The organism is Agrobacterium sp. CMT1, assembly GCF_037203725.1.
GTDB classification, from domain to species: domain Bacteria; phylum Pseudomonadota; class Alphaproteobacteria; order Rhizobiales; family Rhizobiaceae; genus Agrobacterium; species Agrobacterium pusense.
Genome location: NZ_JBBCAR010000016.1, coordinates 144,930 through 170,846 on the forward strand (window position 1 = coordinate 144,930; position 25,917 = coordinate 170,846).

The 25,917-nt window shown below is 59.5% G+C and carries 25 protein-coding genes and 3 tRNA genes; 13 read left to right on the forward strand and 15 right to left on the reverse strand.

The window, feature by feature from the left end; translation table 11 throughout:
- The first annotated feature begins 182 nt into the window (after positions 1-182).
- Together WA845_RS18755 and recJ are read left to right on the forward strand one after the other, a co-directional pair.
- Positions 183-407, forward strand: coding sequence for a hypothetical protein (locus tag WA845_RS18755; protein ID WP_022556200.1), 225 nt, complete (start codon positions 183-185; stop codon positions 405-407).
- A gap of 103 nt (positions 408-510) precedes the next feature.
- On the forward strand, positions 511-2,319 hold the full coding sequence (gene recJ, locus WA845_RS18760) for a single-stranded-DNA-specific exonuclease RecJ (RefSeq protein ID WP_112554419.1): 1,809 nt from the start codon (positions 511-513) through the stop codon (positions 2,317-2,319).
- 129 nt (positions 2,320-2,448) lie between these two features.
- On the opposite strand, the gene WA845_RS18765 is transcribed toward recJ, so the two are convergent.
- The 6 genes from WA845_RS18765 to WA845_RS18790 all read right to left on the reverse strand — a co-directional run bounded on the left by WA845_RS18765 (position 2,449) and on the right by WA845_RS18790 (position 7,667).
- Positions 2,449-2,523 (reverse strand) — tRNA-Glu (locus WA845_RS18765).
- A gap of 447 nt (positions 2,524-2,970) precedes the next feature.
- A tRNA-Glu gene (locus WA845_RS18770) sits at positions 2,971-3,045 on the reverse strand.
- A 350-nt stretch (positions 3,046-3,395) separates the two neighbouring features.
- The gene (locus WA845_RS18775) at positions 3,396-4,169 is read right to left on the reverse strand and encodes an amino acid ABC transporter ATP-binding protein (RefSeq protein WP_004441935.1); all 774 of its coding nucleotides are present in this window, start codon (positions 4,167-4,169) and stop codon (positions 3,396-3,398) included.
- A gap of 12 nt (positions 4,170-4,181) precedes the next feature.
- Positions 4,182-5,339 (reverse strand): amino acid ABC transporter permease, encoded by a 1,158-nt coding sequence (locus WA845_RS18780; RefSeq protein ID WP_037092818.1) that lies wholly within the window; start codon positions 5,337-5,339, stop codon positions 4,182-4,184.
- Between the two features lie 2 nt (positions 5,340-5,341).
- Positions 5,342-6,538: an amino acid ABC transporter permease gene (locus WA845_RS18785; protein ID WP_004441931.1), complete on the reverse strand. Its 1,197-nt coding sequence runs from the start codon at positions 6,536-6,538 to the stop codon at positions 5,342-5,344.
- A 106-nt stretch (positions 6,539-6,644) separates the two neighbouring features.
- Positions 6,645-7,667, reverse strand: a complete 1,023-nt coding sequence (locus WA845_RS18790; protein ID WP_004441929.1) for an amino acid ABC transporter substrate-binding protein — start codon at positions 7,665-7,667, stop codon at positions 6,645-6,647.
- Between the two features lie 376 nt (positions 7,668-8,043).
- On the opposite strand from WA845_RS18790, the gene WA845_RS18795 reads away from it, so the two are divergent.
- Positions 8,044-9,231 (forward strand): cystathionine beta-lyase, encoded by a 1,188-nt coding sequence (locus WA845_RS18795; RefSeq protein WP_112554415.1) that lies wholly within the window; start codon positions 8,044-8,046, stop codon positions 9,229-9,231.
- A 2-nt stretch (positions 9,232-9,233) separates the two neighbouring features.
- On the opposite strand, the gene WA845_RS18800 is transcribed toward WA845_RS18795, so the two are convergent.
- A complete protein-coding gene (locus WA845_RS18800) occupies positions 9,234-10,415 on the reverse strand; it encodes an FAD-dependent monooxygenase (protein ID WP_112554413.1) in 1,182 nt (393 codons plus the stop codon).
- Between the two features lie 28 nt (positions 10,416-10,443).
- A complete protein-coding gene (locus tag WA845_RS18805) occupies positions 10,444-10,689 on the reverse strand; it encodes a zinc-finger domain-containing protein (RefSeq protein ID WP_004441925.1) in 246 nt (81 codons plus the stop codon).
- A 170-nt stretch (positions 10,690-10,859) separates the two neighbouring features.
- On the opposite strand from WA845_RS18805, the gene WA845_RS18810 reads away from it, so the two are divergent.
- Positions 10,860-11,636: an alpha/beta fold hydrolase gene (locus tag WA845_RS18810; RefSeq protein ID WP_004441923.1), complete on the forward strand. Its 777-nt coding sequence runs from the start codon at positions 10,860-10,862 to the stop codon at positions 11,634-11,636.
- On the opposite strand, the gene WA845_RS18815 is transcribed toward WA845_RS18810, so the two are convergent.
- On the reverse strand, positions 11,621-11,767 hold the full coding sequence (locus tag WA845_RS18815) for a hypothetical protein (protein WP_160200347.1): 147 nt from the start codon (positions 11,765-11,767) through the stop codon (positions 11,621-11,623). The two genes, WA845_RS18810 and WA845_RS18815, sit on opposite strands and share 16 nt — an antisense overlap.
- 69 nt (positions 11,768-11,836) lie before the next feature.
- Here WA845_RS18815 and cysE point away from each other — a divergent pair, with 69 nt between their 5' ends.
- The gene (gene cysE / locus WA845_RS18820) at positions 11,837-12,661 is read left to right on the forward strand and encodes a serine O-acetyltransferase (RefSeq protein ID WP_004441918.1); all 825 of its coding nucleotides are present in this window, start codon (positions 11,837-11,839) and stop codon (positions 12,659-12,661) included.
- Positions 12,662-12,801: 140 nt separating this feature from the next.
- A complete protein-coding gene (locus tag WA845_RS18825) occupies positions 12,802-13,005 on the forward strand; it encodes a DUF3126 family protein (RefSeq protein WP_003524869.1) in 204 nt (67 codons plus the stop codon).
- 50 nt (positions 13,006-13,055) lie between these two features.
- On the opposite strand, the gene WA845_RS18830 is transcribed toward WA845_RS18825, so the two are convergent.
- On the reverse strand, positions 13,056-14,450 hold the full coding sequence (locus WA845_RS18830) for a cytochrome P450 (protein ID WP_112554411.1): 1,395 nt from the start codon (positions 14,448-14,450) through the stop codon (positions 13,056-13,058).
- Between the two features lie 111 nt (positions 14,451-14,561).
- Here WA845_RS18830 and WA845_RS18835 point away from each other — a divergent pair, with 111 nt between their 5' ends.
- Entirely contained in the window at positions 14,562-15,218 is a 657-nt protein-coding gene (locus WA845_RS18835; RefSeq protein ID WP_112554409.1) for a TetR/AcrR family transcriptional regulator, read from the forward strand.
- Positions 15,219-15,305: 87 nt separating this feature from the next.
- Here WA845_RS18835 and fdhA read toward each other — a convergent pair whose 3' ends face one another.
- Both fdhA and WA845_RS18845 read right to left on the reverse strand, forming a co-directional pair.
- Positions 15,306-16,496: a formaldehyde dehydrogenase, glutathione-independent gene (gene fdhA / locus WA845_RS18840; protein ID WP_004441915.1), complete on the reverse strand. Its 1,191-nt coding sequence runs from the start codon at positions 16,494-16,496 to the stop codon at positions 15,306-15,308.
- 160 nt (positions 16,497-16,656) lie between these two features.
- Positions 16,657-17,529 carry an ATP-binding protein gene (locus WA845_RS18845; RefSeq protein ID WP_045534977.1) on the reverse strand — a complete coding sequence of 291 codons (873 nt, stop codon included), beginning with the start codon at positions 17,527-17,529 and terminating at the stop codon, positions 16,657-16,659.
- Positions 17,530-17,736: 207 nt separating this feature from the next.
- On the opposite strand from WA845_RS18845, the gene yajC reads away from it, so the two are divergent.
- The 5 genes from yajC (at position 17,737) to WA845_RS18870 (ending at position 22,575) form a co-directional block, all read left to right on the forward strand.
- Positions 17,737-18,084, forward strand: a complete 348-nt coding sequence (yajC, locus tag WA845_RS18850; protein WP_004441911.1) for a preprotein translocase subunit YajC — start codon at positions 17,737-17,739, stop codon at positions 18,082-18,084.
- An 80-nt stretch (positions 18,085-18,164) separates the two neighbouring features.
- Positions 18,165-20,729, forward strand: a complete 2,565-nt coding sequence (gene secDF, locus WA845_RS18855) for a protein translocase subunit SecDF (RefSeq protein WP_004441909.1) — start codon at positions 18,165-18,167, stop codon at positions 20,727-20,729.
- Entirely contained in the window at positions 20,729-21,121 is a 393-nt protein-coding gene (locus WA845_RS18860) for an Mth938-like domain-containing protein (RefSeq protein WP_022556191.1), read from the forward strand. Before secDF ends, WA845_RS18860 begins: the two co-directional genes overlap by 1 nt.
- Before the next feature lie 23 nt (positions 21,122-21,144).
- A complete protein-coding gene (locus tag WA845_RS18865; protein ID WP_112554407.1) occupies positions 21,145-21,990 on the forward strand; it encodes a squalene/phytoene synthase family protein in 846 nt (281 codons plus the stop codon).
- A gap of 126 nt (positions 21,991-22,116) precedes the next feature.
- Entirely contained in the window at positions 22,117-22,575 is a 459-nt protein-coding gene (locus tag WA845_RS18870) for a hypothetical protein (protein WP_004441904.1), read from the forward strand.
- Between the two features lie 18 nt (positions 22,576-22,593).
- Here WA845_RS18870 and WA845_RS18875 read toward each other — a convergent pair whose 3' ends face one another.
- The 3 genes from WA845_RS18875 to lipB all read right to left on the reverse strand — a co-directional run bounded on the left by WA845_RS18875 (position 22,594) and on the right by lipB (position 25,468).
- On the reverse strand, positions 22,594-23,532 hold the full coding sequence (locus WA845_RS18875) for a DMT family transporter (RefSeq protein WP_004441900.1): 939 nt from the start codon (positions 23,530-23,532) through the stop codon (positions 22,594-22,596).
- A 72-nt stretch (positions 23,533-23,604) separates the two neighbouring features.
- A complete protein-coding gene (locus WA845_RS18880; protein WP_035208785.1) occupies positions 23,605-24,672 on the reverse strand; it encodes an NAD(P)-dependent alcohol dehydrogenase in 1,068 nt (355 codons plus the stop codon).
- Positions 24,673-24,736: 64 nt separating this feature from the next.
- Positions 24,737-25,468: a lipoyl(octanoyl) transferase LipB gene (lipB, locus tag WA845_RS18885; RefSeq protein WP_107340669.1), complete on the reverse strand. Its 732-nt coding sequence runs from the start codon at positions 25,466-25,468 to the stop codon at positions 24,737-24,739.
- 189 nt (positions 25,469-25,657) lie between these two features.
- On the opposite strand from lipB, the gene WA845_RS18890 reads away from it, so the two are divergent.
- Positions 25,658-25,742, forward strand: a tRNA-Leu gene (locus WA845_RS18890).
- The last annotated feature ends 175 nt before the right edge of the window (positions 25,743-25,917 follow it).

A 25,917-nucleotide genomic window follows, 5' to 3' on the forward strand; every position in this document is an offset into this window, starting at 1 on the left:
GACGCTACTGTCGTGAGATCAAAAACCGCGTTTCCATCCGGAAACGCGGTTTTTTGTTGCTTGGGGGACCGGCGCCTTCCTGCGGTCTGGCGGCCGCAAAATTTGAGGGGACGGTGCGTGAAGCGCTGGAAAGCAGGGCGATTCGGCCTTATGGTTAATCGTGTTCACCAAGCGAGGGAGGCGTGGCCGTGACATCGATCATCCTGTTCAAGGACAACAAGCGCCAGGGCGCTCCGGCGAGCCATCACCGGGCGCGGCCGCATAATGCCAATGACAATATTCGCAGCATGGAATTCGATATGGCCGAATATGAGCGTAACTGGTGTTCGCTCGCGGTATTTTCGCTGCTGCTGCTTGTCGCGGCCGTCTCGATTGTCAGCCCTTTTTTCTCGATTTTCTCGACGTGATTTCGTCAAGGCGCGTTTTTGCTTGAAAAACGCAGCATCGCCATTTAGCCCGTTCTAACCATTAGAGCGCCTGTTGGCGCGAATGACAGGACGAATGGACAGGATGGTAATGATGGAGCCGGCCGATACCGTGGCCCGCGCATTTTTAAGCGTGGAGCGGTCGGCAACAGAACAGCGGTGGGTGTCTCGGCTGGATCAGGCCGGGCAGAACCGTGCGCTGGCCATGTCCCAGGTCCACGGTATTCCGGAACTGATCGCCCGGGTGCTCGCCGGGCGCGGTGTGGGGGTGGATGATGCCCTGGCGTTCCTTGATCCCACCATTCGCTCCCTGATGCCCGACCCGCATGTGCTGACCGATTGCGAGAAGGCCGCCGAGCGGCTTGTGCGCGCCATTGAAGCGGGTGAAGAGGTGGCGATCTTCGGTGATTACGATGTCGACGGCGCTGCTTCCTCCGCGTTGATGTACCGGTTTCTTGCACATTTCGGGCTGACGCCCGAGATCTACATTCCCGACCGAATTTTCGAGGGTTATGGGCCTAACCCGGCGGCGATGCAGCAGCTGGCCGCCAATGGCGCGACGCTGATCGTGACGGTGGACTGCGGATCCACCAGCCATGAATCGCTCAAGGCGGCAAAAGAGGCACGAACGGACGTTGTGGTCATAGACCACCATCAGGTGGGTACGGAACTGCCGCCGGCGGTGGCGCTGGTCAATCCCAACCGGGAGGACGATCTGTCGGGGCAGGGGCATCTCTGTGCCGCTGGCGTGGTGTTCCTCGTGCTCGTCGCCACGCTTCGCGTTCTCAAGGACAGGCGGCACCGCCAGGCCTTCACGCTCGATCTGCTGTCATTGCTCGACATCGTTGCGCTTGCGACGGTCTGCGATGTGGTTCCCCTGAAAGGGCTGAACCGCGCCTATGTGGTGAAGGGCCTGATTGCCGCACGCCACATGAAAAATGCCGGCCTTGCCGCGCTGTTCAAGAAGGCGGGGCTGGGCGGGCCTGTGACACCCTATCATTTCGGTTTCCTGATCGGACCCCGCATCAACGCCGGGGGGCGTATTGGCGACGCTGCGCTTGGCAGCCGATTGTTGACGATCGATGATTCCTCGCAGGCCGAGGTGATTGCCGAGCGGCTGGACGAGCTGAACCGCGAGCGACAGGCGATGGAAGCGGCGATGCTTGCGGAGGCCGAAGCGGAGGCCCTGTTCGAATATGGCGACGGCTCGGGTGCCGGTGTTATCGTCACCGCGCGTGAAAACTGGCACCCCGGCATTGTCGGCTTGTTGGCCTCGCGCCTGAAGGATCGCTTCCGCCGCCCGGCTTTTGCCATTGCCTTCGATCCCTCCGGCAAGGGCACCGGCTCCGGCCGTTCGATCGCCGGCTTCGACATGGGGCGGATGGTGCGCGCTGCCGTGGAGGCCGGCCTGCTGGTCAAGGGCGGCGGTCACGCCATGGCGGCAGGCCTCACGGTTGAGCGCGCCAATCTCGGCAAGCTCAGGACCTTTTTCGAAGAAGCCGCGGCAAAGACCGTAAACGAGCTGGTAGAGAGCAGCGTATTGAAGATTGATGGCGCCATCGGCGCTTCGGGGGCTACGTTGCAGCTTGTCGACCAGCTGGAACAGGCCGGTCCCTATGGTTCCGGTCATTCTCAGCCGATCTTTGCTGTTCCGGCGCATCGCCTGCGTGATGTGCGGCTGGTGGGCACATCCCACGTCAAGATCACGCTGGAGGCCATGGATGGCTCACGGCTGGACGGAATCGCGTTCCGCGCCGCCGAGGCGCCCCTGGGACAGATGCTCATGAATGCCCGCGGACGGAATATTCACGTCGCGGGTACTGTGGGCGCCGATCTCTGGCAGGGGCAAAGGCGGGTTCAACTGCGTGTTCTGGACGCCGCTTTCGCGCCCTGAGAGGGGCCACCAATCTATCTCGACTGTCACCGGCCAACGGTTGTCGCTGACCTATGCACTACAACGGGATATCTTTACGCGATGCGTGAAGATTTTCGTTTATGCTGCTGATTTTAAGGAAGAAGCAAGTGGCACGCCCTAGGGGAGTCGAACCCCTCTTTTCAGAATGAAAATCTGACGTCCTAACCGATAGACGAAGGGCGCGTGCGCTTGTGGTGTGGCGCCCTTATAGTCAGGCTCCGGTTGCTCCGCAAGCGGAAAAACTGATTTTTTTCGCTTTGCGGCGAGTTTTTTTGGCAGGGCGGAACGCGCTGTGGAAAACCCGGTCGGACCGGCCCAAATCCTTGAATTACCGCTCCAATCTCGCGCGGCACGGGACACGACGATGCGGTGCAAGTGGGCAAAGCCCAGCATCTTGGATGTTGAGCTGGCAACGCTCTGCCGAAGCTTGGGACTTCCTGATGATCTCGGAGAGGGGAAAGGCAAGCCGGGTGAATTGCGCGGCGGCATTTCGTCCGGCTTGCCTTCCATCGGGGGGACAGGCATCTAACGTGCCTATGGCAAATCGGTTCCGCAGCAATGATGAGATGCTGGAATTATTGCGATTTTATCGAATGATTTTGCCGTGTGGGAGGTAACCAGGGAAGCAAGTGGCACGCCCTAGGGGAGTCGAACCCCTCTTTTCAGAATGAAAATCTGACGTCCTAACCGATAGACGAAGGGCGCGTGCGCTTGTGGTGTGGCGCCCTTATAGTCAGGCTCCGGTTGCTCCGCAAGCGGAAAAACGCATGATTTGACAAAAAAATGACACGGGTGGCCAGAAGCCCTGAAAAACAAGGATTCTTGTTTCGTAACAAAAGGTTAAAGCGTGCTTGGTCCCGCGGTTTTGCGCTTCTAACGGAAGAGAATGATGTGGGGGAACGCGTTGGTGGGCAGCGATTCACTCAAGTGGCTCCGGGACGTGAGAAGCGCAGCGTCATGAAAAGCCAAAGATCACGCCAGATCTGGAGCTGGGTTGTCGTCATAAAAAAACGGGGCCCAAAGGCCCCGTCCGATGATGCTTTAAGATGATGGTCTCAATGCAGGATCTGGCTGAGGAACAGGCGGGTACGCTCGTGCTGCGGATTGTCGAAGAATTCGGCGGGTGAGTTCTGTTCGACGATCTGGCCCTGGTCCATGAAGATAACGCGGTTTGCGACCTGACGCGCAAAGCCCATTTCGTGGGTCACGCACAGCATGGTCATGCCGTCTTCTGCGAGGCTGACCATGGTATCAAGCACTTCCTTGACCATTTCCGGGTCGAGCGCCGAGGTCGGCTCATCGAAGAGCATGATCTTGGGCTTCATGCAGAGCGAGCGGGCAATCGCCACACGCTGCTGCTGACCGCCGGAAAGCTGGCCCGGATATTTATGCGCCTGCTCGGGAATCTTCACGCGCTTCAGATAGTGCATCGCCACTTCTTCGGCTTCCTTCTTGGGCATCTTGCGAACCCAGATCGGCGCCAGCGTGCAGTTTTCGAGGATCGTCAGATGCGGGAAGAGGTTGAAGTGCTGGAACACCATGCCAACTTCGCGGCGCACCTCGTCGATCTTCTTGAGGTCGTTGGTAAGCTCGATGCCATCAACGACGATGCTGCCCGACTGGTGCTCTTCCAGACGGTTGATGCAGCGGATCATGGTCGATTTGCCCGACCCGGAAGGACCGGCGATGACGATGCGCTCGCCCTTCATGACCTTCAGGTTGATATCACGCAGCACATGGAAATCGCCGTACCATTTGTTCATGCCGGTGATTTCGATTGCGACGTCCGTCGCCGAGACGGTCAGTTTTTTTGCCTGGGTTTCTGCCATTTTGAGCGTCCCTTATCGTTTATGCCCGGTGTCGAGGTGCCGTTCCATGAACAGCGAATATCGCGACATGCCGAAGCAGAATATCCAGAATACGAAGCCTGCGAAAATATAGCCAGTCATGGCGGTGACGGGCGTGGCCCAGTTCGCATCCGATTGGTTGAGTGTGACAATACCGAGCAGGTCGAACATGCCGATGATCGAGACCAGCGAAGTGTCCTTGAAAAGCCCGATGAAGGTGTTGACGATGCCCGGAATGACGAGCTTCAGCGCCTGCGGCAGCACGATCAGCCTCGTCTTCTGCCAGTAATTCAGGCCGAGCGAGTCCGCACCTTCATATTGTCCTTTCGGAATGGCCTGCAGGCCGCCGCGGATCACTTCCGCCATATAGGCGGAGGAGAACAGCGACACGCCGACCAGCGCACGCAGGAACTTGTCGAAAGTCCAGCCGTCGGGCAGGAACAGCGGCAGCATGATGCTGGCGAAGAACAGGACGGTGATCAGCGGGATGCCTCTGATGACCTCGATGAAGAGGACGCAGAGCATCTTGATGACCGGCAGGTTCGAGCGTCTGCCGAGCGCCAGAAGAATGCCGAAGGGCAGCGACACCGTTATCCCGAAGAAGGACAGGATGAGCGTGACCATCAGGCCGCCCCAGAGCTGCGTTTCCACCTTTGGCAGGCCGAAGACGCCGCCGATGAGCAGGAAGAACGCAATGAAGGGCAGGATGATGAAGAGCGCCAGCGCATTGAGACGCTTGAACGGCGCCTTCGGTATGAGCATCGGGACCAGCAGGATCGCGAACGTCACCATCACGAGGATGGGACGCCAGCGCTCGTCAATGGGGTAACGGCCGAAGACGAATTGTCCGAGCTTGGCCGAGACAAAGGCCCAGCAGGCGCCGGACTGTCCGTCCGGAAGCGCGCCGCCCTGTGAAGCGGTGAGACACGCAATACGGTCGCTGCCGGTCCAAACCGCGTCGATAAACAGCCACTCGATGATCGGCGGCACGATATAGACGAGGAGGGCCATAGCAAGGACGGTGAGCACCGTATCCTTGGGCGTGGCGAAGAGCTTGGTGCGCAGCCAGTGGGTTACGCCCACCGCGCTCGATGGCGCGGGGCGGGCTTCCTCAATGGTCTGGCGCACGAAGGCGTGGTTGCTGATCGTCATCGTCATCTCTCCACCAGAGCCATTTTCGCGTTGAACCAGTTCATGACCACGGCCGTGAGCAGGGACAGCGAGAGATAGATGACCAGCCAGATGGCAACAACTTCAACCGCCTGACCCGTCTGGTTCAGGATCGTACCGCCAACGGAGACGATGTCGGCAAAGCCGACGGCGACCGCAAGCGACGAGTTCTTGGTGAGGTTGAGGAACTGACTTGTCAGCGGCGGAATGATGATGCGCATGGCCTGCGGCACGACGATGAGACGTGTCGTGGTGCTGGAGCGAAGCCCAAGCGCGTCGGCAGCTTCCGTCTGCCCCTTCGCCACGGCCTTGATGCCGCCGCGAACGATCTCGGCGATGAAGGAGGCAGTGTAGAAGGACAGCGCCAGGAACAGCGACATGAATTCAGGCGCGACGACGGCGCCGCCCGAAAGGTTGAAGCGTCCGGCGATGGGGTAATCGAATGTCAGCGGCGCGCCGATTGCGAGGAACGTGGCGAGCGGCAATCCGATGACGAGCAGCGTTATCGTTATTCCGGTGCGGAATTGCTGTCCGGTTTTTTCCTGTCTGGCTTTCGCCCAGCGGTAAACAAGCACGCTGACGACGACGGCGACAAGGAAGGCCAGCGGCACGAGCCAGATTCCGTCCCCCCAGAGCGGTTTCGGAAAGAAGAAGCCACGATTGTTGAGGTAGGTGCCGAGCGGCAGCTCGAGCGATTCGCGTGCCTGCGGCAGGACCGAGATGACGCCCTTGTACCAGAAGAAGATCACGAGCAGCGGCGGGATGTTGCGGAAGATTTCCACATAGGCCTGCGCGAGCTTCGAGATCAGCCAGTTGTTGGACAACCGGGCGATACCGACGATGAAGCCGATGATCGAGGCGGCGATGATGCCAAAAAACGCAACCTGGATCGTGTTGAGAATGCCGACGAGCAGCGCCCGGCCATAGGTCGCATCGCTGGTATAAGCGATCAGCGACTGGCCGATGTCGAAGCCGGCGCGTCCGTTGAGGAACCCGAAGCCGGATGAAATGTTTGAACGTTGAAGATTGGTGATCGTATTCGTCACGATGACCCAGACGAAGGCGGCCAGGATGACGACCGTCAGGACCTGGTAAAAAATGCCGCGTATGCGTGGATCGTAGATAAGTGACGACGCGCTTTGCGCGCGCGATCGTTGCGAACTGACCGCGTTGCCTGCCATAGGCACCTTTCCCTTTTATATGCTCTTTGCGAGCTTATTTATATAATTTGAAGCGGAGGCCGGGTGTTGCCCAGCCTCCTTATGATCTAGCCGATGATGGGGCCGATCAACGGACCGGCGGTGCGTATTGCAGGCCGCCCTTGGTCCAGAGCGCGTTCTGGCCGCGCTCGATCTTCAGAGGCGAGCCGGCGCCGACGTTGCGGTCGAAGACTTCGCCGTAGTTGCCCACCAGCTTGATGATGTTGTAGGCCCAGTCATTGGTCACGCCGAGATCGGTACCGATCTTGGTGCCTTCTTCCGTGCCGAGCAGGCGCTTCACGTCCGGATTTGCGCTGTTCTTCTGCTCGTCGACGTTCTTGGAGGTGATGCCAAGTTCTTCGGCATTGACCATGGCGTAATGAACCCAGCTGACGATGTCGAACCACTGGTCGTCACCCTGGCGAACGGCCGGACCAAGCGGCTCCTTGGAGATGACTTCAGGCAGAACGATGTTTTCTTCCGGGTTCTTCAGCTTCAGGCGGATCGCGTAAAGGCCCGACTGGTCAGTGGTGTAGACGTCGCAACGGCCGGCATCATAAGCAGAGGTCGCGTCGGCTTCCTTTTCGAAAACCACCGGGTTGTACTGCAGATTGTTGGTCTTGAAGTAGTCGGCGAGGTTGAGCTCCGTGGTCGTGCCGGTCTGTACGCAGACGGCGGCGCCGGAAAGCTCGAGAGCGGACTTCACGTTGAGGCTCTTCTTGGCGATGAAGCCCTGGCCGTCGTAATAGTTGACGGTACGGAAGTTGAAGCCCAGCGACGTGTCGCGGCTGATCGTCCAGGTGGTGTTACGGGTCAGAACGTCGACTTCACCGGACTGGAGAGCCGGGAATCGGTCCTTGCTCGAAAGTGCGACGAACTTGGCCTTCGAAGGATCGCCGAAAACCGCTGTGGCAATACCACGGCAATAGTCCACGTCGATACCGGACCACTCGCCCTTGTCATCGGGATTGGAGAATCCCGGAATGCCGGCGCTGACGCCGCAGGTGACGAAACCCTTGCCCTTCACATCCTGAAGCGTCGCAGCCGAAGCGACCGAGGCTCCTCCCAAAACTGCTGCGCCGATGGCGGCCGACAGAATTGCCTTTTTCATTTTTCCCAACCTTTGTTTGTTATCGTCACTTGGAAGAGGACCGGCATGTTTGTTCTGCCCCAGCTCCCCCTTCAGCGAGATCTTTTCGATCCGCTTTTTCTATCACAATCGCAATTGGCAGCGGGGTCAAGACGTGCGGGCAATAATTGTGCCTATAAAACGGAATTTTCCAAAATTTGGTCGTGAAGTGTGCAAAGGGTGAAAATATAAGCATATTTTTGCGGAAATTTGCACTTGCACAGTATTTGTATACTTGTTGTATTCTGGCTGGCGATGGATCAATCCCGGCGGTTGTTGCGTCCTAGCGGGACTTGACCTTGCGGTTCGCTCTCAGCATTGTCGCACGCGTCAATGTTCCTCCGAAAGCTGATCTGAAATGACCAAGACAAATGACCTGCTTTCCGCCGCAGGTGTGAATACGCGCCTCACCCATGGCGGCAATGATCCCGCGGACTGTTTCGGTTTCGTCAATCCGCCAATCGTGCGTGGCTCGACGGTGCTTTTTCCCGACGCGGAGACGCTTTCGACCGAAAACCAGAAATATACCTATGGCACCCACGGCACGCCGACGACCGATGCGCTCTGCAATCTTGTCAATGAGCTGGAAGGGTCTGCCGGAACCATTCTCGTGCCTTCGGGCCTTGCGGCCATCACGGTCCCGTTCCTTGCCTATCTCGGCGCTGGCGACCACGCGCTGATCGTCGATTCCGTTTATTTTCCGACACGTCGCTTCTGCAATATGATGCTGAAGAAGCTGGGTGTCGAAGTGGAATATTACGATCCGGCCATCGGGGAGGGCATAGAGGCTCTCATCCGGCCGAACACGAAGCTGGTGCATCTGGAAGCGCCGGGTTCCAACACCTTCGAGATTCAGGATGTCAGGCTGATCAGCGATATCGCTCATCGGCATGATTGCGTTGTGACGATGGACAATACCTGGGCGACGCCGCTTTATTTCAAACCTTTGGATTTTGGCGTCGATGTTTCCATCCACGCTGCCACCAAATATCCCTCGGGCCATTCGGATGTGCTGATGGGCTTCGTCTCGGCCAATGAAAAGCACTGGAAGGCGCTTTATCAGGCCAATACCAATCTCGGGATCTGCGTCACTTCGGACGATGCCTATCAGATCCTGCGCGGCATGCGCACGATGGGAATCAGGCTGGCGCACCATCAGAAAAGCGCGCTCGACATCGCCACATGGCTGGAGAGCCGGGACGACGTCGTGCGCGTGCTGCATCCGGCGCTGCCGAGCTTTGCAGGGCATGATCTGTGGAAGCGCGATTTCAAGGGAGCAAGCGGCGTCTTCTCCTTCGTGCTGAAGGCGGAAGAAGGCAGATACAAGCAGACGGCGGCCGCGTTCCTGAATGCGCTGACCTTTTTCGGGCTCGGTTACTCCTGGGGCGGCTACGAATCGCTTGCCGTTTCGGTCTCGCTTGTCGACAGGACCATCGCCAAGGGTCCCTCGGAGGGACCGGTCATCCGCCTGCAGATCGGGCTTGAGGATGTCGCCGATCTCAAGAAGGACCTCGAGGCCGGCTTTGCAGCCGCGGCCGCGGTTTGATCTCAGCCCTTGGCGCGATAGCCGTAGAGCCAGTCGAAGTCCTTCAGGAAGGCGTCGGTGGGACGCGTGGAAAACACGAAGTCCCGCGCGATACGCACCGGGCCTGTGGCGTGATAGGCAAAACGATTGAGAGAGGCCCGCTTGCGGGCCTTTTCTATGCGCGGCAGGCGCAGGGCCTCGAAGGCGGCAAGAGCCTGCGGCGCGGGCAGGGTGGCTGCAGCATCGCTGCCCGCCATGGTTCCCGCGAGTTCAAACGCATCCTCGATCGCCATGGCTGCCCCCTGGGCGGCGAACGGCATCATGGCATGCGCTGCGTCGCCGATCAGCACCGTGTCCCGGCCATTGTGCCAGCGGCCGGGGCCGGCCTGATAAAGCGGCCAGAAGGTCGGGTTTTCGGACGAATCGAGCAACCGGACGATGTCAGGGCTGAAGCCGCGAAACTGTTCAAGAAGCAGGGCTTTCTGCCGCCCGCTCGATTCCGCCCGCCACGTCGCGCCGGGATCGGCGCCAAGCGCGATGGCGACGATGTTGAAACCGCCGACTTCTTTCAGCGGATAGGCGACGATATGGCCACCCGAGCCGAGATAGGCCGTGACGGCGCTTTTGTTGATGGCCGACGGCACGGCATTGGCGGCAACGGTGAAGCGCCAGGCGACATTGCCGGAGAAGGTGGCGGTGGGAGCGGCAGGAACGGCAAAGCGGGCCGCCGACCAGACACCGTCCGCGCCGACAATCAGATCATGGTCGCGGAATGTGGTTGCGGCAATCACATCGGCCGTCGCGTTCTCGATGCGTTTGCCGAGATGCAACCGGCATAGCGGATTATCTGTCACCGTCTGGAGAAGTGCGCTTTGCAGGGTGGAGCGGTGCAGCACGCCATAGGGTGCGCCCCAGCGTGTACGCGCCACCGCGCCCACAGGCAGGGAGAGCAGCGTTGCGAGCGATTTTCCGGAGGCGAGTTCGACACTGACGGGCTCGGTCCAGCGCGCCTCTATGGCAGGCAGCACGCCAAGCGTGGCGAGAATGCGGGCGGCATTGGGCGAAATCTGCAGGCCGGCGCCCACTTCCGTCAGTTCGCCGGCCTGTTCGATGATGTCGCAGTCTATACCGCGCCGGGCAAAAGAAAGGGCAGCGGTGAGACCGGCAATGCCGGCACCGATAATGGCTACGGATTTTATGGGCATGATGCGCCCCGATCAGGAAAAGTGGAGGTCAGGCAGCCTTCACGTGGAAAACGCAGCCCGGAGGATTGGTCTGCTCGGCCTTCAGCGACGGATTGTAGCGATAAAGGGTGGAGCAGTAGGAACAGACCTTCTCATTGTCGTCGCCCATATCGATGAAGATATGCGGATGATCGTAAGGAACGGAAGCGCCGGTGCACATGAATTCCTTGACGCCGATCTCGATCATGCGGTGTCCGCCATCGTTCTGGAAGTGGGGAATGGTATGCCCGGCCATGTTCGTCTCCAAATGCAATATCGTTGTAGAGCCGCAATCCGTCTTCGCATGCCGGCTCGTCGTTGCGGATATGTAGCCTCAAACGCATTGCATCTCCATAAAAATCGTCAGCAAAACATGTTCAACATTACTGATTCCTGCCATATGGTCCGGCAAAAAGGATGTCCTTGATGAATCTCAACACGCCGCAGTTTTCCGATTTTTTCCATGACGGCCTTCGCCTCGCTTATTTTGACGAAGGCGATCCGGCGGGAGACCCGGTTTTGCTCATCCATGGCTTTGCATCCAGCGCCAACGTCAACTGGGTCCATCCCGGCTGGCTGAAGACGCTGGGAGATGCCGGCTACCGGGTGATCGCCATCGATAATCGCGGCCATGGCGCAAGCGACAAGCCGCATGATACGGAGGCCTATTATCCGTCCGTCATGGCCGAAGATGCGGTGGCGCTGCTCAACCATCTCGGCATCGCAGAGACGCATGTGATGGGTTACTCCATGGGTGCACGCATTTCCGCCTTCCTGGCCATGGCGCATCCCGAGCGCGTGCGTTCTCTGGTCTTCGGCGGGCTCGGTATCGGCATGGTCGAAGGTGTGGGCGACTGGGACCCGATCGCAGAGGCGCTTCTCGCGCCTTCGCTCGATGTCGTGACCCATGAGCGCGGCCGCATGTTCCGAGCCTTTGCCGATCAGACGAAAAGCGACCGCTTGGCGCTTGCCGCCTGCATCGAGACATCGCGGGTTCTCGTCACACGCGACCAGGCGGCAAAGATAGATGCGCCGACGCTGATCGCGGTCGGAACGAAGGACGATATTGCCGGCTCCGGTGAAGAGCTCGCTGCCATCATGCCGCACGCGCGGGCGATCGACATTCCCGGCCGCGACCACATGCTGGCCGTCGGCGACCGCGTGTTCAAGGCGGCGGTGCTGGATTTCTACCGTTCGTTCTGAGTTGACGCATTTTCGAGGAAAAACCGTGCAGGCTTTCCGCGCAGAAGCGCGGCAAAGCGCAGTTCGGCAAGAAACGGTTTTTCAAGCTGCATGAAGAAAAACTGAAGCCGTGCCGCCTTTAAAGTCGTCATTCGAATCCCATTTCTAATGCACGTCTTTTTCTGTATAAAGAACGACCACTGCAAACGAGGAGACCGTTCATGGTCGCACGTACCGAGGCCCGTCAGCCTGAACAGCTGGCGATCGTCGACCCGATCTGGGGCAGCCTGCTGCATGAAGCGCGCAGCGCCGCTGCACAGGATCCGCTGCTTTCAGCCTTTCTTTATTCGACGATCCTCAACCACCGGTCTCTCGAAGAATGTGTGATCTACCGTATCTGCGAACTTCTCGACCATCCGGACATACAGGCCGTGCTGTTGCGTCAGACCTTCCAGGACATGCTGGATGACTGGCCGGAATGGGGAAGCGTTCTCCGTGTCGACATCCAGGCCGTTTACGATCGCGATCCGGCCTGCACGCGCTTCATGGAACCGCTGCTTTATTTCAAGGGTTTCCAGGCCATCCAGACCCATAGGCTTGCCCACTGGCTGCTGCAGAAAGGCCGCAAGGATTTCGCGCTTTATCTGCAGAGCCGGTCTTCGAGCATTTTCCAGACCGATATCAACCCCGCAGCACGCATCGGCAAGGGCATCTTCCTCGACCACGCCACCGGGCTGGTGGTCGGCGAAACGGCAGTCATCGGCGATAATGTCTCCATCCTGCATGGCGTCACCCTCGGCGGCACCGGCAAGGAAGGGGCGGACCGTCACCCGAAGATCGCCAACGGTGTGATGATCGGCGCGGGGGCGAAAATCCTCGGCAATATCGAAATCGGCAGCTGCTCGCGCATCGCCGCAGGATCTGTAGTGCTGAAGCCGGTTCCGCCGAAGACCACGGTTGCCGGCGTGCCGGCGCGGGTGGTGGGAGAAGCAGGGTGTTCTGAACCCTCGCGCCTGATGGACCAGCTCATCGGAGCCGATATCTGAGCGGCACTGTCGCGTTGACAGGTGGCCGGGTTTTTGCCGTCGTCCGTGTGGAAGACACGGATGACCTGCCGCTTTCACTTTACTTTGGCCTTTGTCCCATGCCAAAAGCGGGCCAACGCGAACCGCACAGGAGAATAGTGGTGAAAGCCGACGAAATCAAAAAACTCGACGCCTACTTCAAGCGTACCTTCAACCCGACGATGGTGGTCAAGGCGCGTCCACGCAAGGACGATTCCGCCGAAGTGTATCTTGGCGAAGAGTTTCTCGGCGTCGTTTACATCGATGACGAAGACGGCGACCGTTCCTACAATTTCTCGATGGCGATCCTCGACGTCGACCTGTGATCGTCACCGTTTGGTGACCCATGGGGCCTCCATTCATCGCCCGCGGTGGTTCACGCCGCGGGCGATTTGTTTTTCCGTTGCACGATCCGCATCGTCAGGCGACTTTCCGGCCGCAATGTTACCCGCATCAGCGGTGCCGCAGTTGCCGTTGACCTGTTCTCCAGATGAAGGCCTTGCAGAAGAACGGCCAGAATCGCGACGGCTTCCATCATCGCAAAAGCATTGCCGATGCAGATGCGGGGTCCCGCCCCGAATGGCATATAGGCATAGCGGTGGCGCGCCTTCGCCTTTTCCGGTTCGAAGCGCGACGGATCGAAGCGCTCGGGCTCGTCCCACAAGGCGGAGTGGCGGTGCACGGCATAGATGGGCACGTAAAGAACGGTGCCCGCCGGAATATCATGCCCGCCGAGCCTGAAGTCTTCAAGCGCAGTGCGTGTAATGACCGGAGCTGGCGGGTAAAGCCGCATAGCTTCCGAGAACACCTGTCGGGTATAGGTCAGGCCGGCGATATGTTCCGCCGCGACCGGTTCACCGGCGGTGACGGTGTCGATTTCCTCGAGAATTTTTCTCTCCGTCTCCCGGTTCTTCGACAGAAGGTGAAACGTCCATGCGAGACCGAGCGCCGTCGTTTCGTGGCCGGCCGTGATGAATGTCAGGAGATTGTCGACGATTTCCGTGTCGGTCATCATGCGTCCGGTCTCAGGATCCCTGGCCTCCAGCAGCATCGAGACGAGGTCGTTCCTTTCGGATGGATTTTTCCGCCGTCCGGCAATCACCTTCGCAAGGCTTTCGCGCAGATAACCGACGGCGATCCGGGCCTTGCGCCGGCCGGGATGAGGTAGCCATTCCGGCGCCCCCAGCATGGTGAGCGCGAAGGTCCAGCCTGTCGGTTTCAGATAATCGGTAATGCTCTGTTCGACCCGCGCAACATCAATTCCGTATCCACCGGACATCATCGTTTCGACGATGATGTCGAACGTGGTTCGCATCATTTCGTGGCCCACGTCGATGTCACCAATGGAAGGAGAGCGCCAGCGCGCTTCCGTGCGTCGTGCCGTCTCGATCATGACCGGAAGCAGATCCAACAGCTTTTCGTGGCGGAAAGCGCCCGCGACGGATTGCCGTTGCCATTTCCAATTGTCCCCGTCGGCGGTCAGAAGTCCCTGACCGAGGGCCGGGCCGAGGACGCGCCGCACATCTTCACCCTTGCCGAGCAGATGGGCGTTCTTGACCAGAGCCTCGTGGATCAAAACGGGATCGGCGAGATGCACGCGCATCGTATCGCCGAGGCGAGTGAAAACCGCCGGTTCATGAAAGATTTCCGGCGGCAACGCCTTCAACGGATTGCGGATAATGGAGAGAGCGAGACGCGCGGTGGCGAGCTTCGATACGGTTTGTGTCCCGATCGCCTCGGGCGAGGGGTTGCGAAGGCCGGTGTCGGTCATCTGCGGGTCCTTTATGCGCGTTGAACAATGGCAACATGCTGTTAAGGTGTTTACCTTATACCGGTAATTTAAGGTGTACGCCTTAATTTTCAATGGTGGGGTGAAATTTCTATGATAAACGGCGCGAAACGGCCGGGGCGATCCCTGACACGTGAAAAAATTCTAGATGTTACACTCGGTCTCTTCAACGAACGTGGCCCGGACCGTGTGACAACGGCCGAAATCGCCGGCGATGTGAAAATCAACGAGGGCAATCTCTATTATCATTTCCGCACCAAGGAATCGCTGGTCCTTGCCCTGTTCGCCCGCTTCGAAAACGATGCGCTGGCGCTCGTCGCGACTGTTGACGGAGCGGACGAGGCGGCTGCGGCGACTTATGCCGGCTTTCTGCGGCAGTGGTTCTCTCTCGTCTGGAACTACCGCTTCCTTTTTCGCGATCTTGTCGGTCTGGTGGCGTTGGCACCGGGGCTGGTGGAGCCCGTCCGAACCATAAGCGCCGCCATGCGTCTGGCGGTCGGCCACATCGTCACGCGGATGCAGAATGCGGAGCTGGTGGACATTCCCGAACCGGAGCGCGAGGCGGTTTTGACGAATTTGTGGATCGTCTCGACCTATTGGGCGTCCTATCTTAATCTGCAGGAAGGTGTCAGCGAATTCGGGTCGCAGCAACTGGAGTGGGGGCTGCGGCAGGTCTCCAGTCTGTTCAGGCCTTATCTTTCTTCCGAGGCAATGGCCGAGCTGGAGGCACTGGGAGAAGGCGAGAAATAGTGTCTCCGACAGGGGACATTCCGCGCCAATGGAAAACCGCCCGTTTATAGCGGGCGGTTTCATTACACCGGTTTTCCGGTGCAGGCGTCAGGCCGCCTTGAGCAGGTCGCCATGCGGATCGAGCACGAACTTGGTGGCTGCGCCCTGGTCGAAGCTCTCATAGCCCTGTACGGCATCGTCGAGCGCAATGATCCTGGCGTTGACGATGTCGGCAATCGGCAGGCGGTCGTGCAGGATCGCCTGCATGAGCTGGCGGTTATATTTCAGCACCGGTGTCTGGCCGGTGTGGAAGGATTGCGCCTTCGCCCAACCGAGGCCGAAACGCAGTGACAGGCTGCCCTGTTTGGCAGCATCATCCACCGCGCCCGGATCTTCGGTGACATAAAGGCCTGGAATGCCGATCGAGCCGGCGGCGCGGGTGATTTCCATCATCTGGTTGAGAACGATCGCCGGCTGTTCGCCACCTGCGTGGCCGCGCGCTTCAAAGCCGACCGCATCGATGGCGCTGTCCACCTCGTTGGTGCCGACAATCTCGGCGATCATGTCGCCCAGCCGGTCGCCCTTCGAGAGATCGACGGGTTCGAAGCCGACTTTCGCAGCGTGGGCAAGACGATCCTTGTTGAAATCGCCGATCATGACGACCGCGGCACCCAGAATGCGGGCGGAGGCGGCAGCCGCGAGGCCGACCGGGCCGGCACCGGCGACATAAACAGTGGAGCCGACGCCGACACCGGCCTTCACTGCGCCGTGGAAGCCGGTTGGCAGAATGTCGGAGAGCATGGTGAGGTCGCGGATCTTCGACATCGCCTTGTCACGATCCGGGAATTTCAGCAGGTTGAAATCGGCATAGGGGATGGTGACATATTTCGCCTGACCACCGATCCAGCCGCCCATGTCAACGTAGCCATAAGCGCCGCCGGCGCGGGACGGGTTCACCGTGAGGCACACGCCGGTATCCTGCGACTTGCAGCAGCGGCAGCGGCCGCAGGCGACGTTGAACGGCACGGAAACGATGTCGCCAACCTGCAGCATCTCAACGTCGATGCCCTTCTCGATGACTTCGCCGGTGATTTCATGACCGAGAACGAGGCCCGGCATCGCCGTGGTGCGGCCGCGCACCATGTGCTGGTCGGAGCCGCAGATATTGGTGGAAATCACCTTGAGAATGACACCGTGCTCGATGCGGCGGCCATCCGGCGCTTCAAGCTTCGGGTCGTCAATGTCGCGGACTTCGACCTGACCCGGCCGCATGTAGACGACGCCTCTGTTCCTGCTCATATCCATCTCCTCCATGGTTTGAACACCGTACCTGTCCGCTCCTCCGCGGGCAGATGACTTCATGGTGCAGCAAACCATGAGAGGGGAGATGTGGCGTTCGGGAATACGACACGCGGTGTGGTCGTAACGACACCGCGTTTCGCCCGATGTCACGGTGGTGTTATCTGTCGAGCGGTTTCCTGAGGCGGCCGGCGGCGTCCTGAATATATTGCCAGGCGACACGGCCTGAGCGGCCGCCGCGGGTGGTTGCCCATTCCAACGCCTCGTGATGCAGTGTCTCGCGGTCGAGACCCAGATCGAAATGCGTGGCATAGCTGTCGATCATCGTCAGATAATCTTCCTGACCGCATTTGTGGAAACCGAGCCAGAGGCCGAAGCGATCGGAGAGCGACACCTTTTCCTCGACCGCTTCGGATGGGTTGATGGCAGTGGACTGCTCGTTTTCCATCATGTGACGCGGCAGAAGATGGCGACGGTTGGAGGTCGCATAAAACAGCACATTGTCAGGACGTCCCTCGATGCCGCCGTCGAGCGCTGCCTTCAGCGATTTATAGGCGGTGTCGTCATGGTCGAAGGAGAGGTCGTCGCAGAAAACGATGACGCGCTGGCCCGAGGCCTTGAGGATGTCGAGCAGGGCGGGCAGGGTGTGGATGTCCTCGCGGTGCACTTCCACCAGCTTGAGCGAAACACCGCTTGCCGCACGCACATCTTCGTGAACGGCCTTCACCAGCGAAGACTTGCCCATGCCGCGCGCACCCCACAGCAGCACGTTGTTGGCGGCAAAACCTTCCGCGAAACGCAGCGTGTTTTCGTGGAGAATGTCGCGGACATGATCGACGCCGCGGATGAGTTTCAACGCGATGCGGTTGGGGCGGGCAACAGGCTGCAGGAAAGAGTTCAGCGGCGCCCAGACAAAACAATCCGCCGCATTCCAGTCGTTTACGGCGGGCGCCGGTCCCGCCAGCCGTTCGACGGCATCGGTGAGCCGGCGCAGTTCTGAAAGAAGCAGGGAGGCCGTTTCTTCTCGAATCATGGTGTTTCTTCCGCTTGTCTGATGTTCAAAAGTCTGTTTTGCGCCCGGCCTAGCATGGTGTTTGGCGCCCATAAAGGTTAAGAGGTCCGGAATCGGTACGGCGAGGGCCCTGCATCTGTTGCAATCCCGGCGTTCCCCACTATATTCCGGCGGCTTGAAAGCTGGGGCGGCATACGAGGTCGTGCCGTAATCGTTGAGGAGTTTTATATGTTCATTAGTCAAGCTTTTGCCCAGGACGCAGCGGGCGGCACGTCGGCGCTGGGTTCCGGCCTTGAAATGCTTTTCCTGTTTGCGCCGCTCATGGTGGTCTGGTATTTTTTCCTCATCCGTCCGCAGCGCGCACAGATGAAAAAGCGCCAGGAAACGCTGACCAATATTCGCCGCGGTGATCAGGTCGTTCTCGGCGGCGGCATCGTCGGCAAGGTGACCAAGGTCATCGATGACAGTGAACTTGAAGTCGAAATCGCCGAAGGCGTGAAAATCCGCGCTGCCCGTGCTTACATTGCCGAAGTGCGCGTGAAGGGCGAAGTGGTCAAGACGGAAGCCGCTTCCTGATCCTGCCGGACAACCGAATGCCCGATTGCGAATTTTGACGGGTTGCGCAGAGCGCGACCCCAACCCTGACCGAGATCGAAATGCTTCATTTTTCCCGTTGGAAAACAGTCTTCATCTGGCTGCTTGTGCTGGCAAGCGTCGTCATCGCCTCTCCCAATCTGTTTACGGACAAACAGCTGGAGGGCATGCCCGCCTGGTACAAGGACAACAAGGTAACGCTCGGTCTCGACCTTCAGGGCGGTTCCCACATCATGCTCAAGATCGAGCGTTCCGACATCGTCAAGGAACGGCTCGAAACCATCGTGGGCGATGTGCGAACGCAGCTTCGCGATGCCAACATCCGTTATTCGGGCTTGACGGGCAACGGCCAGCAGATTCAGGTCCGCATCAGCGATCCGGCGCAGCTGGAAGCCGCCAAGAACGCACTTCGCGATCTGACGCAGCCGGTATCCGCCGGTACGCTGGTCGGCGGCTCCATTACCGAAGTGACGATGAATGATGGTGGCGACAATCTGCTGCGTCTCAATCTCACGGATGAGGGCATCGATTATCGCCTGTCATCAGCCGTTTCGCAGTCCATCGAAGTCGTGCGCCGCCGCGTTGACGAAGTCGGTACGACCGAGCCGCTCATCCAGCGTCAGGGTTCCGACCGCATCATCGTGCAGGTGCCTGGTCTTCAGGATCCGCAGCGCCTGAAGTCACTTCTCAACCAGACGGCAAAGCTCTCCTTCCGCATGGTTGACACCACCATGCCGGTGCAGGAAGCCATGAACGGCCGTCCGCCAGCGACGTCCGAGGTTCTCTATTCGCAGGACGATCCGCCGGTTCCCTATCTCGTGGAGCGCCGTGCGCTCGTTTCCGGCGACAATCTCGTCGACGCGCAGGCAAGCTTCAACCAGCAGACCAATGAACCCGTCGTCACCTTCCGCTTCGACAGCCGCGGCGCGCAGCGGTTTGCGCAGGCGACGCAGCAGAATGTCGGCAAGCCTTTCGCCATCGTGCTCGATAACCAGGTCATTTCCGCGCCTGTCATCCGTGAGCCGATCATTGGCGGTTCGGGCCAGATTTCAGGTAATTTCTCGGTGCAGGGCGCGAACGACCTTGCTGTGCTGCTGCGCGCCGGTGCGCTGCCAGCGACGCTGACGGTGGTTGAAGAGCGTACCGTCGGTCCGAGCCTCGGTAACGACTCCATTACCGCGGGTCTGACGGCAAGCGCCATTGGCGCGGTGGGCGTCCTCATCTTCATGTTCGTGTTCTATGGCTTCTTCGGCCTGCTGGCGAATATCGCTCTTGTGGTCAACGTCATCATGCTGCTGGCCGTCCTCAGCGTGATCGGATCGACGCTGACGCTACCGGGTATCGCCGGTATCGTCCTGACCATCGGCATGGCTGTCGATTCCAACGTTCTGATCTATGAGCGAATACGCGAAGAGGTGAAAAGCGGCAAACCACTGATCCAGTCACTGGATAATGGCTTTACCCGCGCCTTTGCGACCATCATTGACGCCAACCTGACGACGCTGATCGTGGCGAGCGTGCTTTTCTACATGGGCACGGGCCCGGTCAAGGGCTTTGCGGTTACGCTGGCCGTCGGTATCATCACGACCGTCTTCACGGCCTATACACTGACAGCGTGGATGTTCGGTTACTGGGTTCGTCGCAGCCGTCCGAAGCATCTGCCGAAGGGCGTTCGTACCGCCATGTTCGATGGTCGCGACATCCCGTTCATGCGCTACCGTCGCGTGGTGTTCATGATCACCGGCGTCATCATGCTTGCCTGCGTTGGCGGTTTCATCGCCAAGGGCCTGAACCTCGGTATCGACTTCCAGGGCGGCTCCGTCATCGAAGTCCGTGCCAAGCAGGGTGAGGCCGATCTGGCCGATATCCGAGATCGTCTGAACCAGCTCAACCTGGGTGAAATCCAGGCTCAGAATTTCGGTACGCCGCAGGATGTTCTCATCCGCATTCAGGCGCAGGAAGGCGGCGAAAATGCCGAGCAATCCGCCATCACCATGGTGCGCGGCGAGCTTGAGGACAAATACGACTTCCGCCGCGTTGAAGTTGTCGGCCCCGCCGTTTCCGGTGACCTCACCTTCACCTCCACGATCGGCATCCTGCTCGCCATGACGGCGATCATGATTTACATCTGGGTTCGCTTCGAATGGCAGTTTGCGCTCGGCGCCGTCATTTCGATGGTGCACGACGTGGTCTTCACAATCGGCCTCTTCGTGTTCCTGGGGATAGAGTTCAACCTCACCAGTATCGCGGCGATCCTGACGATTATCGGTTATTCGCTGAATGACACCGTCGTCATCTATGACCGTATCCGCGAAAACCTCAGGCGCTATAAAAAGATGCCGCTGTCGATGATTATCGACGTGTCGCTGAACCAGACGCTGTCGCGCACCATCCTCACCGGCTTGACCGTGCTTCTGGCGCTGCTCGCGCTCTACCTCTTCGGCGGCGAGGTCATCCGCTCCTTCACCTTCGCCATGCTCTTCGGTGTCGGTATCGGCGTGTTCTCGTCGCTCTACATTGCCGCTCCGGTGCTGATCGCCTTCAAGCTTCGTCCTGATAGCAAGGATGCGGAAGACGAGAAGGATGAAAAGTCCGGCAACGCCATCGGCGGCAAGCCTGCCGTCTGATGGCCGGCGGGATCGAAATACGCCCGGCCCATTTTCCCGGCCGGGCGCCCATAGATGCTTATGGCAATGGCGGCTTCCGCTTTGCCGACATGTCGCATCGAGGCTCGCTTCTGCTCCTGCCTTCGGGCATTTACGGGTGGGAGCCCGTTGACGCCAAAGAACTGAGCGTCGGGCATTTCGAAAAGGTTCTGGCGGAAGCGCAGGATATCGAAGTGCTGCTGATCGGCACGGGAGATGGTATGCGGGTTCTGCCGAAGGAGCTGCGCGCGGCTTTCAAGGAAGCGGGCATTTCCATTGATCCGATGAGCACGGGTGCCGCCGTACGCACCTACAATATCATGCTTTCGGAATCGCGCGCCGTGGCTGCGGCGTTGATTGCCGTCGAAGGCTGACGTAACGCTCCGCGCGGGGAACCATGGCACCCACAGAAAATCTCGACGTCTGCCTTGCGACGCTGCGCGATACGGATCGTGACCGCTATCTCGCCTGTCTTTTGTCTCCCGCGGACAGGCGCAACGCTCTTGCAGCGCTTTATGCCTTTAACGCCGAGATTGCGCGTATTCGCGATTCCGTGCGTGAAGCGCTGCCAGGTGAGGTGCGCATGCAATGGTGGCACGATCTGCTCGAGGGAAGTCCCCATGGGGACAGCCAGTCGCACCCCGTCGCGTCGGCGCTTCTGGAAACGATCGAGCGTTACAGACTGCCGCGACCGGTGCTTTCCAACATGATCGAGGCGCGCATCTTCGATCTCTATGACGATCCTTTCGAGGATCGCAACGCGCTTGAAGGCTATGCAGGGGAAACGGCTTCGGCGCTGATCCAGCTTGCCAGCCTCGTTCTGTCTCCGGAAGAGGCCGCGGAAAGCGCGGAAGCGGCCGGACATGCGGGTGTGGCGCAGGCCATGGCCGGCATGCTGCTGCTCATGCCACTGCACCGTCGCCGTGGTCAGGTGTATATTCCAGCCGACATGCTCTCGGCCGCCGGGCTTGACCGGGAGACGTTCCTGGAAGGCACGGACCGACAGCGGATCGGCATAGCCATCGAACTGTTCGCGGCCCATGCGCTGGATCATATCGAGAAGGCAAGACGCGCTCGCATTTCGGGCAACGTCTTTGCGGCCTATTTGCCCGTCGCCATTTCCGGACCGGTCATAACGGCCGCGAGAAAGGCTGGCGCGGGCGTGTTTGAAGGCGAAGTGCAATTATCGCAGCTTCGTCGGCAATGGCTGTTGGCAAAAGCATCTTTCCTCAAGCGCTTCTGATCGTCGCTCCTGGCGCCGATGCGGGAGCCATACTTCGCGCAAGCCTCGTTTCCTATCAAAGCGAACAGGGTTCGCTTTGTTTCGATTCGCGACCCATGATGTTTGGTTGCTGAGGGAGCGTTCCGGATGAATATGGCGATCTGGATTATCGTTTTCGTGCTGCTTTTGGTCTTTGCCGTTTATGCCTGGCGCATGTCGCGGGCGACGGATGAGGACAACAGCCATGATGTCGGGCAGGCGATCATGGATTTCGCCCGCGCCTTTCCCAATGAGGCGATCAGAAGCCTGCACATGACGGCAGATGGAGGCGCTGCCTTCGTGCGGCTGCACGACAACAAGGCCGGCTTCATGCGCAACATGGGTTCTCATTACGTCTGCGTGATGATCGATCCCGAGCGGATCCGGGTGGAGAGCCTGGAAAGCGGAGACGGTTTCGTCGTTACCTTCTTCGACATGCCGAAATATAGCGGTTCATACCGCTTCAAATCGGCAGGAGAGGCGGCCGAAGTCTCTCTCTGGCTGCTCGGCAGTCTCGTCGAGGCGCAGGATCATCACGATGAAGGACCGCTGCCTTCCGGCACCTGATGGCTATCGCATGGCCCGTCACTGACCGTCGAGCGGCGGCCGATTGGCCCCTGCCTGCTGGCGTTCGCGCCAGATGATGAACAGGCCGGATGCGACGATGATGAAAATACCGAGCCATTTCGACGGCGTCGGAAAATCCGAGAACAGCGCATAACCGAGGATCGTCGCCGAGATGATCTCGAAATACTGGAACGGCGCCAGCAGCGAGAGCGGGGCCAGCCTGAAAGCCCTGACGATCAGCAGATGCATGTAGCCGGATATCGATCCTAGCAGCACGAGCAGAGCCAGGGCCAATCCCGATTGCGGCAGCGAGACGGCGAAATCCTTGTCGCCGAGCGCATCGCCGGCAAGAAGGGCCGCTCCCATGAATACCGTGCCGGCAATGCCCGACATGGTCTGCATCACAAGCGGGCTGTCGGCGTCGCCGATGGCTCGGTTCAGGAAGAGATAGAGCGTGTAGAGGAATGCGCAGGCCACCGGCAGCAGCGAGGTCCAGCCGAAGATTTCGAAGCTCGGCTGAATGACGATCATCGCGCCGCCGAAGCCGACCACGATCGCCGTCCACCGCTTCCAGCCGACCCTGTCGCCGAGAAACAGAGCCGACATCATCGTCAGCATGAACGGTTCTACGAAATAGATCGCGAACACATCGGCAAGCGGCATGTATTTGACTGCGGCGAAGAACATCAGGCTGGCCGAAGCGTGCAATACGCCGCGCAGGCAGTTCATCCAGGGGCGCTTTGCGCTGAAAAGCGCGCTCGGTGAGACCATGAGCAGCAGCGGCAGGGTGCAGACCACCTGGAAGAAGAAGCGATAGAAGGTTACCTGCGCCGGTGACATGCCGCCGACCACGGCCATGTATTTGGCTATTGCGTCCATGACGGGCAGCACGAACATGCAGGTCGCCATGATCGTCATGCCCTTGGCGACATCGCTGAAACCGGTCTGGCTGGTCATGGTTCGAATAGCGCTTTCGACCGGAAGGTCCATTGAGAGAAGGGGGCGCTAAAGGCTGCCCCCCTTCGCAGGTCAGGCGGCCTTCTGGCGCGGCAGGCTCTTCATATCAATGACGAAACGATAACGCACATCGCTTTTTATCATGCGTTCATAAGCATCGTTGATCTGATCGATATCGATCATCTCGATTTCGGCGGCGATGCCTTTTTCGGCGCAGAAATCCAGCATTTCCTGGGTCTCGGGAATGCCGCCGATCATCGAGCCGGCAAAGGTTTTGCGGCCCGGAATGAGACTGAACGCCATTACCGACAGCGGCTTTTCCGGCGCACCCACCTGTACCAGCGCGCCGTCTCGCTTCAGCAGGGCAAGATAAGCGTTGATGTCATGGTCGGCGGCGACGGCATCGATGATGAGGTCGAGGCTCGAAGCGGCCTTTTTCATCTGATCCGCATCGCGCGAGACGATCACCTCATGGGCGCCGAGTTTTTTTGCGTCTTCAGCCTTGCCGGGCGACGTCGTGATCATCACCACCGTCGCGCCCATGGCATTGGCGAGCTTCACCGCCATATGACCAAGGCCACCGAGACCGACAACGCCGACCCGCTTGCCAGGGCCTGCATTCCAGTGGCGCAGCGGGGAGTAGGTGGTAATGCCCGCGCAGAGCAGGGGTGCGGCAGCGGCCGGATCGAGACCTTCGGGTATGTTGAGAACGTAACGGTCATCGACCACCACATGAGCGGAGTAACCGCCAAGCGTATGGGCGTCGCCGCCCATCGCCTTGTCAGGCGAATTATAGGTGCCGGTCATGCCGTTTTCGCAATATTGCTCCAGCCCCTCGGCGCAGCTTGCGCATTGCCGGCAGCTATCCACGATGCAGCCGACGCCGACGCGGTCACCCGTCTTGAACCTGGTGACATCCGAACCCACGCGGCCGACACGGCCGATGATTTCGTGGCCGGGAACGCAGGGGTAAAGAGAGCCCGGCCATTCGCTGCGGGCCGTGTGGATATCGGAGTGGCAGACGCCACAGAATTCGATTTCGATTTCGACATCGCGCGGGCCGGGATCGCGACGCTTGATGGTCGCAAGCTTCATCGGTGAAGAACCGTCGTCGCAGGCGTAAGCGGATGTTGTGAACATGATCGTTCCTCCTCTTGTGTTGATCGATGCATCAAACACCGGCCTGCGGCAAGGGTTGCGGCGGTCAGCCGCCAGCGCCGGTTTCGGGGACTGCCGGGCCAAAAACCTCCTCGAAGGCCTCGCGCAGCAGGACGTCGACATCACCGATCATAACCGGCAATCCAAGATCGACAAGGCTGGTGACGCCATAGGCGCTGATGCCGCAGGGAACGATGCCGGTGAAGTGCGAGAGATCGGGATCGACATTGATCGCGAGCCCGTGAAAACTCACCCATTTGCGCAGACGGATACCCAGTGCGGCAATCTTGTCTTCTGCCATGCCGCCATCCGGCAGGAGAGGTTTTTCGGGGCGCCTGACCCAGACGCCGACGCGATCCTCCCGCCGCTCGCCACGCACATTCATCTTATCAAGCGTGCGGATGATGACATCCTCGAGTGCCGCCACATAGGCGCGGACATCCTGGCGGCGGCGTTTGAGATCAAGCATGACGTAAGCGACCCGCTGGCCAGGGCCGTGATAGGTATATTCGCCGCCGCGCCCCGTGGCGAAGACCGGGAAACGATCCGGTTCGATCAGGTCGGCCACATCGGCGCTGGTGCCGGCCGTATAAAGCGGCGGATGCTCCAGAAGCCAGACGAGTTCATCCGCCTCGCCAGATGCGATGGCGCTAACCTCGCGCTCCATTTCCTCTACCGCCTGCTCGTAAGGCACGAGGCCGTCGGAGATTCGCCAGCGAACGGCCGGCGAACCGGCGGCGGGGAGCATTTTTGTCTCGATATCCGTGCGTGTGAGCATGAAAAAGTCCTTTCCACAGCCTTCTCGCAAAATGGCGTCACGGCCGCAACCCCAGCATTTCCGGGCTTCCTGCATATAGGATGGTGCAGTGCGATTTTTAATTTCAAAAAACTGTCACGACGCTCTTGTGCACCCAAAATCCTTTTGCTACATGCACCCCCGTCGGCGCAAGTCGACGCCTACCACGATGCGGTCGTGGCGGAATTGGTAGACGCGCAGCGTTGAGGTCGCTGTGGGGCAACCCGTGGAAGTTCGAGTCTTCTCGACCGCACCAAAGAAACCCGCTTCGGCGGGTTTTTTCTTTTTTAGCCAATCGGTTAGCCCTGACCCCACAAGACGCCAGGCTGCGTCGGAGCCAATTCGGCTACCGTGTTTCATCTTGCCGTCAGCATTATAAAAATTACGGGCGGCAAATCATTGACCCGACGCCGCCCGAATTGAATGGCCGG